Below are 17,530 nucleotides of genomic sequence, written 5' to 3' on the forward strand. Positions count from 1 at the left end.
AATCCATCGACCAGGATCGTCATGCGCTCCGATGCCGCCGCGAGGAATGCGCCGGTGATCATTGCGATTTCGAAGCCACCGAAGGTTGCTAACGTATCGACGGGATCGTCGTATTGCGGATAACGGCCAAGCGCGGCGCCCAGCACGTCGCGCTTGTGCGCGAGACCGCCGTCATCGAGTCCGGTGCCGCGCCCCACGCATTCATCAATAGGCAAATTGCACAATCGGCTCATCAAGCATGAGGCCGCCGATGTATTAGCGATCCCCATTTCGCCGAAGCCAATCACGTTGGTCCCGAGCGCCGCGTGATGCCTGACGCGCTCGGCGCCGCGCTGCATGGCGAGCACGGTTTCATCGCGGGTCATGGCCGGTTCGCGTGCAAAGTTGCGCGTGCCGCCACGTCGAAGTGCGATGTCCACGAGACCAGCAGCCGATGGCAACGCGCTCGCGACACCCGCATCAACCACTTCCATTTCCATTCCGGCGGCTCGCGACAGCGCATTAATCGCGGCACCTCCGCCGATAAAATTCGCGACCATCTGCACGGTCACTTCCTGCGGATATGGACTAACGCCTTCGGCTGCAATACCGTGATCGCCAGCAAAAACGATCACTGCCGGCCGTCCAATGCGCGGTCGCAGCGAGCGCTGGATCAGCCCAATTTGCAGCGCGAGTCCTTCGAGACGGCCGAGGCTTCCGGGTGGCTTTGTCTTGGTATCGATGACATGTTGAAGCTCGGCTGTCATTGATCTATCGAGCGGTTTTGGCGTCATGTTGGCATCTTAGGAGTAGTCAAGCGAATTACGGGCACGAGCGCTTCATGGCGCTTTTTGCTGAATTCGACGTTAAGGGGTTCTATTGCATAGATCGGAGAAGCAAGGGACAGGAATTGAAGGTCTTCACGGCCCGTGTAAAGATTTTTCGGACCAGACGGCGGACTTAGGTCATTGAAACGCAAGAACCACGCCATGCAGTCCTAGCGACGCTTGTCCGAGGGAAAGCGAACATTTGCACGGTCGGCGAGAGGGAACCTACACCACCAACCTAATGATGGCGGTTGAAATGTTAACAACACGCACAATTTGTTAACAACCAACAGCCTGGCCACAACATCCATATCGCCTGATTTCGCCAAGATGCGCCGTGCGATCGCAGAAGCCATCACTGTGTCTTTGCTGTCCATGTGTCCTTTAAAACATCTATGTCGATCGACATTCGCTTTCTCTCTCTAGCCCGGCGGCCGGCCGGTAAGCGGGGCGCAGCGCGCCTGGTCCTATTCCTTGGCAAGTGCCACGTGCTGCCTGCCGGCTACATGCACCTTATCGACAACAAAAGGGACATCTCTGGCGAGACTAGGAAAGGAGGGACTCGCGATCCTAACGGCGACGAAAACTGGTGCTTGACAATCCGTCTCAATTGCTCGAAATTGCGCACCAGCATTTTGACGTTTGTGCACTGCCAATCCATCAGCAGCTCCTGACGTGGTGCGACCGCATGATCGGCGTTGTCAACCTCTTGACGAAACGGGAGGGTCACGGGCAACCGTTTTTCGGCTGGCTCGACCGCTACGCCGTGGGTGAATCCTGTTCGCCGACTGCTACACCGATCTCGACCAGCCCGTGCAGTTCAGGCGCGCGCCCTGCCGGCATGCCACGATTTTTCTGCCCGGTGCGTTACTGCACGACGTGTTTCCTGACCCCTCGGCCCTGCATGGACGTATGCTCTCGCCACGCCTGCCTGAGGTCCGTTCGACCTTTCACCCGAGCGCGTCGTGGCGTCGCTGGACATCTCGCGATCCACGGTCTATCGCCTCTTTCAGCATGACGGGGGGCTAGATGCCTATATCCGGCATGCGCGCCTGCGCGGCGCCGCTGCCGAACTCGTCGCGTGGCCCGGCATCCCGGTGCAGGACATCGCCCATGCTCATGGCTTCAGGAGCGCGTCGGATTTCACGAGGACGTTTCGCCGTGTGTACGGCCTCGCGCCGCAGGAAATCCGGCAGTATCGCGACGACCTGCGCGTACCTCATCCGGGCACGACCGAGTTATTGCACACCAGAGCTGAGTAAGGGATTCTCTGACGTTTGTGCTGGGGGATGAACGGCATCATCGCCCAGCCGTGACTCGTATCCCTAACTGGCTGTAGCCGCCACATTGGCCCGCGCCTTATGCAATTTTTTGTAGCTGTCGATCAGGCGATGGTGCCTATCGAGACCCTCCAGTTTCATACTCGTTGGCGTTAGCCCGAAGAAGCGCACGCTGCCGTCCACTGCCCCCATTACCGCGTCCATCCGGGCGTTGCCAAACATCCGGCGGAAGTTGACCGCGTAGTCGTCCAGTTCCAGGTCGTCATCGAGCAGCACCTCCAGCACCACATTCAAGGCCTGGTAAAACAATCTGCGCTCGACCGTGTTGTCGTTGTATTGCAGGAAGGCTCCCACCAGCTCTTGCGCCTCCTCGAATTGCTGCAAAGCGAGATGAATCAGCAGCTTCAACTCGAGAACGGTTAGCTGTCCCCAGTCCGTATTCTCGTCAAATTCGATGCCGATCAAAGTGGCAATATCGGAGTAATCATCCAGCTCACTGTTATCCAACCGGTCAAGTAGTGCTGCCAGGCCGGCATCGTCCAGGCGATGCAAATTCAAAATATCGGCGCGGAACAACAGCGCCTTGTTTGTGTTATCCCAGATCAAATCCTCTACCGGGTAAATTTCCGAATAATCGGGCACCAAAATGCGGCAAGCTACGGCGCCCAGTTGGTCATACACCGCCATGTACACCTCTTTGCCCAGGTCTTCGAGAATGCCGAACAACGTTGCTGCTTCCTCGGCATTGGAGTTTTCACCCTGGCCAGAAAAATCCCACTCAACAAACTCGAAATTCGCTTTGGCGCTGAAAAAGCGCCACGACACCACACCGCTGGAATCAATGAAGTGCTCAACAAAGTTATTTGATTCAGTCACGGCGTTACTGACAAAGGTGGGCTGAGGTAAATCGTTCAGGCCTTCAAAACTGCGCCCCTGTAGCAATTCCGTCAGACTGCGTTCCAGCGCCACCTCGAAGCTTGGGTGCGCGCCGAACGAGGCAAAGACACCGCCTGTGCGCGGGTTCATCAAGGTGACGCACATCACCGGGTAAGTCCCACCCAGCGACGCATCCTTTACCAGCACCGGAAAGCCCTGCGCTTCCAACCCCTGAATCCCGGCCAGAATGCCAGGGTATTTGGCCAGCACTTCGTGCGGCACATCAGGCAATGCGATTTCACCTTCCAGAATTTCGCGCTTTACCGCCCGTTCGAAAATTTCGGACAGACATTGCACCTGCGCTTCGGCCAGCGTATTACCGGCACTCATGCCATTGCTGACGAATAGGTTTTCGATCAGGTTGGACGGAAAATACACCACATCGCCGTCCGACTGCCGCACATACGGCAGCGAACAGATCCCGCGTTGCACATTGCCGGAGTTGGTGTCGTACAGATGCGAGCCATACAACTCGCCATCGGGATTATAAATTTCCAGGCAGTACGCATCCAGAATTTCGGCCGGCAGCGCATCCTTAGGGCCAGGCTTGAACCAGCGCTCGTTCGGGTAATGTACAAACGCCGCATTGGCGATGTCTTCGCCCCAAAATGTACCGCCATAGAAATGGTTGCAATTCAGGCGCTCGATAAATTCCCCCAACGCCGACGCCAACGCGCTTTCTTTAGTCGCCCCCTTGCCATTGGTAAAACACATCGGCGAGTGCGCATCGCGGATGTGCAGCGACCACACATTGGGAACGAGATTGCGCCACGAAGCAATTTCAATCTTCATGCCCAAGCTCGCCAAGATGCCCGACATATTGGCGATGGTTTGCTCCAACGGCAGATCCTTGCCCGCAATATAGGTGCTGGCGTCAGAAGCCGGCTTCAACGTCAGCAACGACTGAGCATCGGCATCCAAGTTCTCTACCTCTTCAATAACAAACTCGGGTCCGGCTTGCACCACTTTTTTCACCGTACAACGCTCAATAGAACGCAAGATACCTCTGCGGTCTGCTTCCGAGATATCCGACGGCAACTCAACCTGAATCTTGAAAATCTGTTGATACCGGTTTTCCGGGTCAACAATATTATTCTGCGACAGGCGGATATTTTCGGTAGGAATGTTGCGAGTGACGCAGTACAACTTCACAAAGTAAGCTGCACACAAGGCCGATGAGGCCAAAAAATAATCGAAGGGACCAGGCGCCGAGCCATCGCCCTTATAACGGATAGGCTGGTCGGACACGACCGTGAAGTCATCGAACTTGGCTTCAAGACGTAGCTTATCGAGGAAGTTGACTTTAATTTCCATGGGGGAATTCCAAAGATGGTGCTAAAAATGATGTACCCGCTATTATCCGTCGCCAAGTGCAGTTGCACCAAACTGAAACGCCACGAATTCCTCCCACATTCCCCCAGAATGCGAGAACTACTAGGCGACAATTCAAACCTTCGCTCCTGACGACGGATCTCGCGCTGCTTTTCGATCCGAGCTACGAGCGGATTGCACGGCATTATCATGCCCACAGCGATGAGTTCGCCGACGCGTTCGCGAAGGCTTGGTTCAAGCTAACGCATCGCGATATGGGCCCGCGCGCGCTACCTTGGCGCAGACGTACCCGACGAAGTGTTTATCTGGCAAGACCCGATCCCATCCATCAATCACGAATTGATCGACCGGCAGGATATCGCCGAGCTTAAACGCAAGATCGTCGCGTCTGGCTTGTCGATTGCACAGAGGGTCTCCACTGCGTGGGCGTCGGCATCGACCTTCCGAGGCTCCGACAAGCGGGGCGGCGCCAACGGCGCGCGTATTCGCCTTGCACCCGCAGAAAGACTGGGAGGTGGACCCGCACGCGTGTGGATCTCATCTTCGGCTCAAATTCAGAGCTTCGCGCGTTGGCGGAAGTCTACGGGAGCTCGGATGCCGCAAAGAAATTCGTCGACGATTTTGTAGCGGCATGGGACAAGGTGATGAATCTCGATCGCTTCGAGATGCGTGCCGCAGACTTGGTTGGTATGGGCTAAACGCCAGGACGTTGATTCCTGGGTGCGCGAAGACCCGTGATCAATCGGTATTCGCCCCCGAGGCCATTCGGCCGCAGGATTAGCGTCAGGATTAATGCCATGCCGATGATGACCAGACGCAAAGCCGCCGCTCGCAGCAACTTCAATGCTCGTATAATCGAGCATTATGGCGTTTATGCTCGATTTAAAGTACATATTTTTGGCTATGCAATTTGACGTCAGATGATCAATTGGTTAATATGCTCGATATATCGAGCATTAAGCTCGCAATGAGCGTTTTAACGAACATGAAGATCGTCCAAGCTTCCGTCCTTGCGCCGCCCCTCCTCAAGCAGAGCAAGCACCTCGGGGAACTGCTGGCACGCTTGCGCATCGCGCGCGGCATCAAACAGACCGATGCTGCTTTGCGTGCGGGTCTGTCGCGCAACACCGTATACCGCCTCGAACACGGGGACCCAGGCCTCGCCATCGGTCAGGTGCTGCGGTATCTGGACGCCATCGCACCCGGCACATCACTCGAAATCCTGTATTCGGAAAAAGACCCGGCGCTGGCGGTGCTAGCGGCGAGCGAGCGCAAGTCACGGGTTCGCGAGATGAGCGCAATCGAGCGCGACGAACTGAACTTCTAACTATTCGCTTCGCCCTGCCCTGCTGAAAAGGACCCCGATGGCAACTCGTGAATCAAGACTGATCGCTTTCGCCAACATTGGCGCGCAATGGGCGCCGTGCGGACAACTCGCCTTGACCGAGGAGAACTCAAACCTTATCGCATCGAGCTTTGCTTATGGTCTGAATTACCTCAAGCGTAACGACGCGCTGGAGGTGGATCCCGTCAGCCTGAGCATTGCGGACCGGACGTCCATTTCAGGCAAGTACCTGCTGCCGGTTAATGCCCTTCATTTCTTTGGCGGCATCCGCGATGCAGCGCCTGACTCATGGGGACGGCGCGTTATCGAAGCCAAGCTCAAGGCACCACCGAACAGCCTCCCTGAATCGGAGTATCTCCTGCACGCGGGAAGTGAACGCGTGGGAGCGCTCGACTTCCGTTCCAGCCGGACGGATTTGCCAACGGTAAGCGTGAACAGCTGGCACACCCTGAGCCACCTGATGGAGGCTGCGGAACGCATCGAGGATGGCCTGCCCATTCCCGCCCATCTGGAAGCTATTTTCGTGGAGGGCACCGCTCTGGGCGGCGCGCGGCCAAAGGCCTCCGTTCGCGATGAGCTAGGAGTGCTGTGGCTCGCAAAGTTCGCAAGTCGCCAAGACCGGTTTGATATTCCCGGCATCGAGTGCGCCGCGCTCAGGATGGCAGAGAAAGCCGGGTTGACGGTGCCGCTAGTGAAAACGCTGTTGCTTGGCGAGCGTCGCATCATGCTCATCCGTCGATTCGACCGCTACTGGATGGTGCCGGGCGATGCACCGGCGAGCAACGCCGGCCTCCTCAAGCTTGGGTGTGGCGATGGGCGAGTTGAACATCGCTCGGGGTTTCTCAGCGGCCTTACGCTTGTGGCATGCGATGAGGCCGAGTCGCGCGACAAGTCGTATGCCGATCTGGCGGACGCCATTCGGAAATATTGCCACCCGAGCGTGATTCGCGACGACAACGCAGAGCTCTTCAAGCGCATGGTCTTTAATATCTTCGTTAGCAACGACGATGACCACCTGCGCAACCACGGCTTTATCTGGGATGCGGCGTTGCCGGGTTGGCGGCTGAGCCCGCTTTACGATGTGCTGCCTCGCGCCAGCAATGCCACCGAGCGCTATCTCCACCTAAGCATAGGCCGCGACGGAAGACTGGCCACTCTGGACAATGCCCTCAGTTGGCACGACAAGTTCACGCTATCCCGGCGCACCGCCAGCCAGTTGATTGCAGACATCTGGCGCGTAGTACGGGAGTGGCGGGTCTACTTCGATGAGTTCGGTGTCGACGCTGCAGAGATGGATAAAGCCGCGCCAGCGTTTCGCCACATCGATGACATCTCGACGCCGGAGCTGCGCAAACTGTTGCCGTGATCGCGTGCACGATATTGCGCGCTGCTCACACCGGCATCGCCTCAACATAATGCGCGACATCAACCTCGTCGATCTGCTCAGGTGCCATGTACATCTCCGCATAGCGCAGGTACACCCCCGAGGTCAGGAACAGGTCGAACAGATCCGCGTCGATATGTCCGTCCTTTTTGAAGAACGACAGGATCCGTACGGCCTCCGTCAGCGACTTCGCTTTCTTATACGGCCGGTCAGCGGCAGTCAGAGCCTCGAAAATATCCGCGATGGCCATGATCCGCGCCGGCACGGACAGTGCCTTGGCGTCTAGCCTGCGCGGATAACCGGTGCCCGCCAGTGTCTCGTGGTGCGTGCACGCATACTCGGGCACCCGCGAAAGATTGGACGGCAGCGGCAACTGATCGAGCATCACGACGGTCTGCACGATGTGCTCGTTGATCTTATAGCGTTCTTCGGCCGTCAGCGTGCCGCGCTCGATGCACAGGTTATGCACTTCTCCGAAGTTGTACAGGTGCTCGGGCACGTCCATACGAAAACCGTAGCGCGCGTCGTAGTGCTGCCGTTCGGTACGCGGCACGATGTGCTCGGGCTTGTCCGCGAGCAGCCCTTCCTGCACCGGTAGCGGCGACGCCGGCTGAGCGGCGTAGCGGTCTTCTTCGCCATGCGACAGGCCGAGCCGGTCGTCGAAATGGCGCAGCCAGGTTTGCTGCGCGATTGTGCGCAGGCGTTCCTGATCATCGCGGGCCATGAACTCGCCGCCGATATTGCACTTCGCGACGAACGTAAAATCGTCGGCCAGTTGCGTGCGCCGGGCCTCGAGCGCGAACAGTTGCGTCGCGACATCGCCGCCGGCCAGTATGCTTTTCAGATGTTCGATCTCGGCGTCGCGCAGCAGCACTTCGAAGCGCATCCGGATCTCGTGGATCCGGTTGTAGATGGTTTCAAGCTTGGTGGCTTTGTCGACCACGAACTCGGGCGTCGTGACCTTGCCGCAATCGTGCAACCAGGTACCGATGCGGAACTCGTGCCATTCCTCTTCGGTCTTGAAACGGAACTCACTGAGCGGCCCGTCGTTGACTTCGCACGCGGCCTCCGCCAGCATGCGCGCAAGTTCAGGGACGCGTGCGCAATGACCGCCGGTGTACGCGCTTTTGGCATCGATCGCGCTTGCAATCAATTGCAGCAGCGATTCCATCAAAACCTTTTGCGCATCGAGCAGCGCGATGTTTTCCAGTGCGATGCCGGACTGTGCGGCCAGTGTTTCGACGTAGCGTATCGAGGCGTGATCGAATGCGCAGGGTTCGGCGGCAGCATCGGCTGCGCCCGCGTCCGCGTGCGCTCCGGAAATGCCAGCGCCCGTCAGCACCAGCACGCCCATTAGTTTCTCACCGTGTGTTGTCACGGGCACCGCGAGCAGCGTAGCGGGCATATGTCCGAGTAATGACTGCTGGCTGGCGAGGTCGAAGCCGGTACTGTGCGCATCGAGCAGCAACGGCTCGCGTCGCGCGGCAGCCCACGCACACGGATCGTCGTGGCGTGCACTCGCAAGGGCGATCTCTAGCTTTGGCAAAGGTGCGCCGTCGTCGTTGCCCGATGAGTACGCAACGAGCCGCAACGTCTCGTCGTCATCGGTGCAGATCCAGAACTGTCCAGCCTGTGCATTGGCAATGCGTCGCGCGCTGGTCAGCGTCTGGTGCATAACGGTGTCGCGATCGCGTCGTGACGAGAGCTGCACACCACTTTCCAGCAGGTTTTCGAGCGTTGCACGCGCTGCATCGAGCGCTTCGGTGCGCTCGCGGATCGCGGCTTTCATGGTCTGTTGCGCATGCCCCAAGGTCTCGATTTCGGAGACCATCGAGTGCACGGCCGTCTCGCCGCTGAAGTCCAGCTGTTCGATGCGCTCCGACTCGCGGGTCAAGGTGCCGAGCGCACCGCTCAAGCGGCGCGAGCCCCAGTAGATCAGCGGCAGCGACACCAGCAGCATCAGCGCCGCGAGCAGGATCATGTTATTGCGAGTCTGCTCGACCGGGCCGGTGTAGAGGCTCATCGGCGCAAACGCGACCACGTGCAATGCTTCCGAAGGCGTGATCGCCACCGAGCGGCTCGCATAGGCGAACGCTTCCGATCCGACAAGCACAATGCGGCTGCCATCCTCATGCAGCAACTGGCTCGCACTGGCGAAAAACGGATTAGCGGAGCGCGCCACCGACTGCAAGCGCGTCACGGGCTGCCCGGCGAATTGCGATGCCGCGTGCGCGGCCGGCACGCGTTCGTGGCCGTCGGTGACCACGATCCCGCCGTCTCGCCCTTCGAGCGAAGCGGCCGCGTAGCCGTCCAAACCGTCGAGCGCAAGGTCGATGCCGACGGCGCCTTGCTGATCCGCGAGCGCTTCGGACAGCGTAAGTCCCATGTCCTGCAGCGATTCGAAGCGGTACGGTTCCGTGACGAACAGGCCTGGTTTAGAAAGCGCTCCTGTGAACCACGGGCGCAAGCGCGGCACATATTGGGCGTCGCGCGTGACCTGTCCGAGCGGCTCTTCATTTTCCGAGAGGTACTGCCAGTGCTCCCGGTGCGCGGCCGCGCCGGGACGGTCGGGTTCGATGAAGCGTGCCGCGAACCAAGTGCCGGCCGGCGCATGCAATGCGGCAAGAATGGTCGCACGGTCGCGTACACCTATCACCTGAAGAAACTCGCCGTTGCGAAATCCGAAGTAGAGGCTATAAGCGTGGGGGTTCGCGCGTAGCGTGGTGATCAACGTTGGCACCAACTCGGCCCGATTCAGATGACCTTGCGGCAATATGCGCGTCAGCTCCAAGCTGGACAGATCCTGCACCGCGGCGGTAGCGCCCGCGATCATGGTTTGCAACTGGTCCGCGTTGCGCTGCGCAATGAGCGAAAACAACGTGCGCGTGTTCTCTTCCGCCAGGCTCTTGAACCTTGCTTGAGACGCGATGATAGTCACCGCGGTTAAGGTAATGACGAAGAGCGCGACGAATGCCGTGAACAGGAAATGAAACCGGACTTTCAACTTGGTGCGCATGGATCGACCTCGTTTTGTCTTTTTCAGTTTTCTGATTTGGTCTAGTGAGAGTAACCCGATCTGTCTACTGTACCAAAACAAGCTCAGCCACTCTCTGTACTCGGTGGACTGAGTCGTTCGCCGTCGTCAAGCAAAAGCACGTATGCCTGTGGCTTTACTTGCGCAAACCAATAATTTGCAACGGCATTTGCGAGTGATTGTGGCCGTCCATTGCATAGGTGGCGCCCAGCAAAGAGGGCATCGTGGTGGTTTTCAGCGCTTGTTCGATTCCGGATTTTTCGTAAGCCTGAAAAAACTTTGCGAGTTCGCGTTGTTGAAGTACGCATCGTCGCTCACGATAGCAATACGCTTTGCGCCCTGCCCTTTCAACCAAGCTATCATGAGTCGCCTCCAAAGCGTGGTACGTCCGATCCCGCGGGACCCCATCCCCCGCCGAGCGCCCGGAAAACACCCACAGCCGCCCTAGCCGCGCCGGCTCGATTGGAATCGAGTTCATCTCGCGCAGTGAGCAACTGACTGTCCGCATCAAGCACATCCGTGAGCGTGATGGATCCCGCGCGATACGCCTGTTCCGACAGGTCACGTGCTTTGACTAGCGCTTGTACCTGATCTTGAATCTCATCCACGCGGATTTGAGTTTGAGCGAGGGCCATCATCGAATTTTCGACATCTTCAGCGGCATGCAGAACTGCCAGGCGGTATATCGCCAGACTCTCTGCGTTGGCGCCCTTGGCTTGAGCCACCTCCGCATCGATTTTGCCGAAGTCGAATATCCGCCAGCGCAACGCACCACCCCCTACCGCCTGGAATGCACCGGAAGTGAGTAAATGGCCACTCAAGCTGTCGAACCCCAGCGCGCCAGACAGCGAGACCTTGGGATAGTAGTCGGAGATCGCCGCACCGATGCGTTCGTTCGAACCGGCGAGGCGCCGTTCAGCGGCGATGATGTCGGGGCGTCGCCGAAGCATGTCAACGGGCTGATCGTTGCCTGGAATCGCTGGCACCGACGGAATCGCGCTCACTACACCAAGCTCGCGAGCATAGGTTCCGGGCTGCGCGCCCATGAGAACATCGAGGCGGTTCAACTGCTGCTCCAGTCCGATGCGCAGCGGCGGAATGCTCGTGCGCGCCTGCTTCAACAACGCGTCCGCCTGGGCGATTTCGCGCCCGGTCGCAGCGCCAGCGTTGTACCGGTCGCGTACCAAATGCAGCAGATGGTCGTCGGTGTCGATCTGGTCTTGGGCGACGGCAAGCCGTGCCTGATACCCTCGGATCTGAAGATACGCGTCTGCCGCGTCCGCCGCGACAGTCACCCGCGTGCCGGCATGGTCGGCTTCTGCCGCTTGCGCTTCATCGCGTGTAGCACTGGCGCCGCGTCGCAAACCACCGAAGAGATCGATCTCCCAGCTCGCTGCCGGACCCACGGTGTAGTCGCGTACATTACGCGTAAAGCCTGGACTGCCCTGAGCAATAGACCCTAAGGGACTGCGCAAGCTCTGATGTTCGTCTGCGGCTGAAGCGCCGAGATCCAGTGTGGGCAACAATTGCGCCCCGGAACCGGAAGCCACTGCACGTGCTTCGCGCACTCGGGCGAGCGCGGCGGCAAGATCCAGATTTTGAGCCAAAGCGCGCTGCACGACAGCCACCAGCACTGGATCGTCGAAACCCGTCCACCATTGGTCAAGCGATGGCGTGGCCGTACCCTCCTTCGCCGAGACCGCAGCGAGATTGTGAAACGGCACGAGTTCTGTCTTCGGTGTCTTGTAGTCCGGGCCGACAGCGCAGCCAGCCAGTGCGATGCTGAGTAGCAGACCGCTGCGCATCGTCGTCGACATTTTGGGTGCAAAGTGCTTCATTTTGATTCTCCACTACCAAGCTTGGCGGGCAAGGAGAAAGACAAATCCTTGCTGCCGAGCTTGCGCACAAAGGTGTAAAACGCAGGTGTGAACAAGAGGCCGAAAGCGGTCACTCCGAGCATGCCGAAAAACACTGTGGTGCCCAGCGATTGACGCATCTCCGCGCCGGCGCCACTTGCGATTGCGAGCGGCGCCACGCCGGCAATGAAAGCGAATGACGTCATCAGAATCGGGCGCAGTCGTGTTTGTGCGGAGTGCACTGCCGCATCTCCCGCTTCGACGCCGTCTTCGTCCTGCCGCTGTTTTGCGAATTCCACGATCAAGATTGCGTTCTTGGCCGCCAGTCCAACGAGCACGACGAACCCAATCTGCGCGAGTATGTCGATCGGCATGCCACGAATGTCGAGGCCGACCGCAGACGCAAGCAAGCACATCGGCACGATCAGCACGATTGCCAGTGGCGTCTTCCAGCTCTCATACTGAGCGGCGAGCACAAGGAAAACAAACAGCGCGGAGGCCGCAAAAATCGCCAGTGGATTGACGCCCTGCTCCTCCTGCTGATGGGCCAAGTCAGTCCACTCGTAGGTAATGCCGGTGGGAAGCACTTGTGCCGCGAGTTCCTCCATGCGCTTGAGGGCCGTACCGGAAGAAACGCCGGGCCCAGCGGCACCCATGACTTCGGCGGCGGGATAAAGGTTGTAGCGCGGTACGCGATAAGGCGCAGTCTGGTCCTTGAACGTGGCTACAGAGCCAATGGGCACCATGTCGCCGTTGGCGTTGCGCACCTTGAGTCGCGCGATGTCTTCCGGCGTCCGGCGGAACGCCTCATCGCCCTGGGCAACCACTTGATAGGTGCGGCCCAGATAGTTGAAGTCATTCACATATTGCGAACCGAGATAAAGCTGGAGAGTCGAGAACACGTCGGTTGGCGTCAGACCGACCTTTTCGGCCTTCAGGCGGTCGATGTCGGCATAGACGGAGGGTGCGCCCGCGTTATAGAGCGTGAAGACCCCTGCAAACGACCCATCCTTGTTCGCGGCCGCCACCAGTGCATTGGCCGCGTCAGCAAGGGCGTGAGGTCCGAGACCACCGCGATCCTCGAGCATCATTTTGAAACCGCCTGCGGCGCCCAGACCTTGGACGGCTGGCGGGTTGATCACAATGACATAGGCATCCTTGATCCCGGAAAACCGTAGCCGCAGTCTTTGCACCATCACTGCCGCGTTGACGCCCGGGACATGCTTGCCATACAGCGAAGGCAAGGAGGTGAAGATCGTTCCTACATTGGGTGCGACGGTTCCGGTGGTCACGTCGTACCCACTCGCTGGCGAAGTGTGCTCGACGCCAGGTGTCGTCAGAGCGAGCTCATTGATTTCTCGCACGACCGCGTCAGTGCGCTCCAGACTGGAACCCGGCGGCAGCATGACGACGGTCGCGAGATAGCCAACGTCTTGATCCGGAATGAAGCCCGTGCTCATGCGCGACATTTGCACGCCTGTCAGTGCGATCAGTCCCACATACACCACCAAGATAAGGGTGGTCGCTCTGACAAAGCGGCTGGTCATCTTGCCGTAGTGCGACGACAACCACTCGAAAGAGGTATTGAAGCGACCAAACACTGCCTGGCGGATTCTCGCGGCACCGTGAGCTTGTGCGTGGGCATCTGCCGCGTGGTGCGGCTTAAGCAGCACTGCGCAGAGTGCCGGACTCAGCGTAAGAGAAACAAAACACGAGATCACCGTGGAGGCCGCGATGGTGATGGCAAACTGCTTGAAGAACAGCCCCGATATACCGGACATGAAGGCCGCAGGAATGAACACCGCACACAACGTCAGAGCGATGGCGATGAGCGCCTTGGACACTTCGTTCATCGTTTGATGCGCTGCTTGGTACGGCGTCATGCCGAGCGCCATATTCCGCTCAACATTCTCGACAACCACGATAGCGTCGTCCACCACAATCCCCACGGCGAGCACAAGACCGAACAGCGATAGATTGTTGATGGACGCACCGAACGCTGACAGGATGGAGAAAGTGCCGACGAGCGAAACCGGTATGGCGACTACCGGGATCAGCGTCGCTCTCCAATTCTGCAAGAACACGTAGACCACGCAAACCACCAGCAGCACCGCGATAAAAATCGTCTTGATCACTTCGTTGATGGACTGGCTGACGAAAGTGGTCGGGTCGTAGATGTTGATGTAGTCCATTCCTGGCGGAAAACTCTTCTTGAGCTCGGCCATCTTGTCCCACACCGCATGCTCTACCTGCACCACGTTCGCGCCAGGCGTAGCGATGACCCACCAGGGAGCCGACACATAGCGATCCGCATAGGCTTTCGAGCCGTAGTCGACCGAGCCCAGCTCAACGCGGCCGATATCGCGGATCCGCGTGACGCGCCCTTGCGTGTCCGATTTCACGATGATGTCGCCGAACTGCTCAGGCGTTGAGAGGCGACCCAGCGCTTCAACGTTGACCTCGTAGGCTGCACCGCTTGAGACTGGCGGTTGGTTCAACACACCGGCGGAAACTTGGCTGTTCTGGGCACGCAGTGCGCTCAGGATTTCGCTTGCGCTGATATTGTACGCAGCAGCTTTGTCGGGATCGATCCAGATTCGCATCGCGTATTGCCGCTCGCCCAAAGCCCAAAAGTCCGCCACGCCGGGAAGTCGCGCGATCTCATCCCTGACGTGCAGCATGTAGTTCGACATGTATTCGGCGCTGCGAGACCCATCCGGAGAATAGACGTGCACACCCAGAAGCAGCGCCGGGATGGTCTTCTTGACCTGCACGCCCTGCAACTGAACTTCCTGCGGCAGCCGGGACAACGTATCCTGCACACGGTTGCGCGTCAGCATCAGGGCGACGTTCGGATCGGTGCCGACCTTGAAAATCACCGTAATGGTCAATGCGCCGTTGCCCGTCGATTGACTGCTGATGTAATCCATGTTTTCGACGCCATTTACCGCTTGTTCGAGTGGCGTTGCGACGGTGCGAGCAATTGTCTGCGCTGAGGCACCGGGGTAAGTGGTCGTGATCTGCACCGTGGTGGGCACAATGTTCGGATATTGCGCGACCGGTAACGACACCATGGTCACCAGGCCGACTAAAACGACGAAGATATTGATCACCGCCGCAAAGCGCGGATGATCGATAAAGAAGTGAGTCAGTTTCATGATTTGGCTCCGTCGTCCTCTTGTTGCGACGAAAACTGGATCGAGCCGGCATGCGGTGCAACCTTTGAACCAGGTCTGACGATGGCGATGCCGTCGATGATTACCCTGTCGGTCGGTGCGAGGCCCGAACGGATGACGCGCAAACCGCCGCGAAGCTCGCCGACTTCCACATGCTTCGGCGTTGCGACGTCGTCCGGCCCCACGGTCAATACCATGTGCTCAGCCTGATCCGCGAGTACTGCGGCGTCCGGCACGAGCAAGGTCGACTGAGGTGCCGACGTGGCCAAGCGCACGCGGGCAAATCCGCCTGGTGTCAGGAACAGGTCACTGTTGGGAACGGTAGCGCGCGCATGAATTGTTCCGCTCGAACGATCGAGCGCGTTGTCGATGAAATTAAGTGTGCCCCGATGGGAGGACTTCGCTTCATCGCTCAGTGCGATGTCCACTCGGTCTGCGAGCTGACCTTTCTGCTTTTCACGTTCACGCGAAAAAGTCATATAGTCCGCTTCGCTCATATCGAAATTGAGGTAGATCGGGTCGAGCGAGACAATTGTCGCAAGCAGTGTTGTAGGGCTACTGCCGCCCCGGCTTCCCGCGACCAGATTTCCGATCGAGACCAAATGAGTCCCGATGCGGCCCGTGAACGGCGCGGTAATCCGACAGTGATCCAGATCGAATCGCGCGTCGCGAACCAGCGCCTTTGCGGCATCCACAGCGGCCTGCCCGGCCTGCTTCTCGGCCGCGCGCTGTTCGACATTTTCTGCGGTACCCGCGTCTGTGCTCTTTAGCGTCTGGGCACGCGCCAACTCGCGCGTGGCAAGCTCTAACCGCGCATTGGCACTCTCGAGCTGAGCCGTCGCCTGGCTCATCTTGATTTCATAAGGCTCCGGATCGATGACGAACAGCAGATCACCCTTATGAACGATGTCGCCGTCCTTGAATTGAATCTCAGTCAGCGTTCCACCCACTTGAGCGCGCAGTTCAACGTTTTGCACCGCCGAAAACTGCCCAAGAAATCCGAGTTTGGATGTGAGATCGCGCTGAAGCGGCACACTGACTGCGACGGACGGGGCGGCCGGCGCCGTCGCAACCGCTGCGGATGATTCGGTTAAATGCAGCGCTACTGCACCTGCAGTTGCAAGAGCGATCAATGCAACAGCAGAACCCACCCAAACTTTGGTGCCACGTCTGTGCGAGTCGTTGATGCCAGTGCCGCCGATCGATCCGGTCTGTGACCGGTTGAAGTCGTTATCCATCGTATTCCTCATTCGGTTTGAAGATGCCTGCACCGCTGAATATCGGATGCGGCGGTGCGCTCGATGCGTCGACACTCTCTCTAGACCTTCTCTGGCCGGGTTGTCGCCACAGCCGCCAATTAGATGATTGATTGACACTATCTGTGCGTAAGATAAAAGCCATCATCTAAATTGTCAATAAATTAGATGATTTGTTTGCACTAATTATCCTCTAAGCTGATAGCCATCATCTAAATTGCCGCGCGCTGGACCTCGGTGCCCCCCACGCGTAACGTTCTCCAGGCTGGTTTCGATCGAGTGCAAACATAGATGATCGGTTGACGCTATACTGTTTTTAGACAATACTGGGCATCTAATGGGGCAAAGTGCGGTGATCTCCGGGTGGTGGCCGCCGTGAGCATCTACAAATGCCAGGCCAGAAGGAGTCGTCGAATGAGAAAGTCAAAAGCAGAAACCGCAGAAACACGCAAACGGATCATTGAGGTCGCTGTTCAAGCATTTAGAAGCAACGGGATCCATGCGACAGGAGTGTCAGAAATCATGGCGGCCGCGGGCCTGACCCATGGCGGTTTTTACCGTCACTTCGCGTCCAAAGAGGAACTGGTCGCCGAAGCATGCGCCGCGAGCTTGGACGACCTTGTTGAGGCAGCGGAGATTGCGGCCGGAGGTGGCCCGGAATCTTTCCTGAAACATATCGAGGGCTTTCTCTCGGAGGAGTTCCGCGATGATCGCTTGGGCGGCTGCCCTCTCGTTGCGATGGGCAGCGAGTTGGCACGAGCCGACATAGAGACTCGCCGAGTGGCGTCGCACGGCTTTAGAGGGATGATCGACGCGATGGCTAAGCGCAGCAGTTTCAAGGACGCGCCATCGGCTAGAGCGGACGCGATGTTCGCGCTGTCGTCCATGATTGGAGCGGTCACGATGTCGAGAATCGTCGATGACCCGGAGCTGTCTCTTCAGATTCTTGAGGTGACGAGACAACGCGTGGCGAATCGGCCCGCCAAGACTCAAAGAAAACGCTTAAAAGCGAGCGGCGTGTAATACACCCGGCTCGCTCGTCCTCACAAAGGTGTCACACTTCTTACGTCCGCGGCAGGTTCGGCGACCAGCCACCGTGGGCGCCTGTCCGCTTTGCCCAGCGTA

General features: G+C 58.5%; 11 protein-coding genes and 1 pseudogene. 5 read left to right on the top strand and 7 right to left on the bottom strand.

Features of this window, described 5'->3' with window-relative positions:
- Nucleotides 1-773: nicotinate-nucleotide--dimethylbenzimidazole phosphoribosyltransferase (locus GSQ77_RS14860; RefSeq protein ID WP_158903921.1), on the bottom strand; the 773-nt coding region annotated here is incomplete at its 3' end.
- Nucleotides 774-1,771: 998 nt separating this feature from the next.
- On the opposite strand from GSQ77_RS14860, the gene GSQ77_RS14865 reads away from it, so the two are divergent.
- Nucleotides 1,772-2,068 (top strand): helix-turn-helix transcriptional regulator, encoded by a 297-nt coding sequence (locus GSQ77_RS14865; RefSeq protein ID WP_158903516.1) that lies wholly within the window; start codon nucleotides 1,772-1,774, stop codon nucleotides 2,066-2,068.
- A gap of 63 nt (nucleotides 2,069-2,131) precedes the next feature.
- Here GSQ77_RS14865 and GSQ77_RS14870 read toward each other — a convergent pair whose 3' ends face one another.
- Entirely contained in the window at nucleotides 2,132-4,336 is a 2,205-nt protein-coding gene (locus GSQ77_RS14870; protein WP_158903518.1) for an OsmC domain/YcaO domain-containing protein, read from the bottom strand.
- A gap of 125 nt (nucleotides 4,337-4,461) precedes the next feature.
- Here GSQ77_RS14870 and GSQ77_RS14875 point away from each other — a divergent pair.
- The 3 genes and pseudogenes from GSQ77_RS14875 to GSQ77_RS14885 form a co-directional block, all read left to right on the top strand.
- A pseudogene (locus GSQ77_RS14875) lies at nucleotides 4,462-5,052 on the top strand (hypothetical protein); the annotation flags it as partial.
- 287 nt (nucleotides 5,053-5,339) lie between these two features.
- A complete protein-coding gene (locus tag GSQ77_RS14880; RefSeq protein ID WP_158903922.1) occupies nucleotides 5,340-5,681 on the top strand; it encodes a helix-turn-helix domain-containing protein in 342 nt (113 codons plus the stop codon).
- A 37-nt stretch (nucleotides 5,682-5,718) separates the two neighbouring features.
- Nucleotides 5,719-7,065: a type II toxin-antitoxin system HipA family toxin gene (locus GSQ77_RS14885; protein ID WP_158903520.1), complete on the top strand. Its 1,347-nt coding sequence runs from the start codon at nucleotides 5,719-5,721 to the stop codon at nucleotides 7,063-7,065.
- Between the two features lie 25 nt (nucleotides 7,066-7,090).
- Here the strand turns inward: GSQ77_RS14885 and GSQ77_RS14890 are convergent, their stop codons facing one another.
- The 5 genes from GSQ77_RS14890 to GSQ77_RS14905 form a co-directional block, all read right to left on the bottom strand.
- Nucleotides 7,091-10,099, bottom strand: coding sequence for an HD domain-containing phosphohydrolase (locus tag GSQ77_RS14890; protein ID WP_216854903.1), 3,009 nt, complete (start codon nucleotides 10,097-10,099; stop codon nucleotides 7,091-7,093).
- Between the two features lie 252 nt (nucleotides 10,100-10,351).
- Nucleotides 10,352-10,480: a hypothetical protein gene (locus GSQ77_RS29815; protein ID WP_301951155.1), complete on the bottom strand. Its 129-nt coding sequence runs from the start codon at nucleotides 10,478-10,480 to the stop codon at nucleotides 10,352-10,354.
- The gene (locus tag GSQ77_RS14895; protein WP_158903522.1) at nucleotides 10,477-11,955 is read right to left on the bottom strand and encodes an efflux transporter outer membrane subunit; all 1,479 of its coding nucleotides are present in this window, start codon (nucleotides 11,953-11,955) and stop codon (nucleotides 10,477-10,479) included. Before GSQ77_RS14895 ends, GSQ77_RS29815 begins: the two co-directional genes overlap by 4 nt.
- Nucleotides 11,952-15,131 carry an efflux RND transporter permease subunit gene (locus tag GSQ77_RS14900; protein ID WP_158903523.1) on the bottom strand — a complete coding sequence of 1,060 codons (3,180 nt, stop codon included), beginning with the start codon at nucleotides 15,129-15,131 and terminating at the stop codon, nucleotides 11,952-11,954. The genes GSQ77_RS14895 and GSQ77_RS14900 overlap by 4 nt, the downstream gene beginning before the upstream one ends.
- Nucleotides 15,128-16,387, bottom strand: coding sequence for an efflux RND transporter periplasmic adaptor subunit (locus tag GSQ77_RS14905; protein WP_158903524.1), 1,260 nt, complete (start codon nucleotides 16,385-16,387; stop codon nucleotides 15,128-15,130). The genes GSQ77_RS14900 and GSQ77_RS14905 overlap by 4 nt, the downstream gene beginning before the upstream one ends.
- 393 nt (nucleotides 16,388-16,780) lie before the next feature.
- Here GSQ77_RS14905 and GSQ77_RS14910 point away from each other — a divergent pair, with 393 nt between their 5' ends.
- Entirely contained in the window at nucleotides 16,781-17,428 is a 648-nt protein-coding gene (locus GSQ77_RS14910) for a TetR/AcrR family transcriptional regulator (RefSeq protein ID WP_254067631.1), read from the top strand.
- Nucleotides 17,429-17,530 lie beyond the last annotated feature (102 nt).

The organism is Burkholderia sp. L27(2015) (genome assembly GCF_009765705.1).
In the GTDB taxonomy this organism is placed as follows: Bacteria; Pseudomonadota; Gammaproteobacteria; order Burkholderiales; family Burkholderiaceae; genus LMUX01.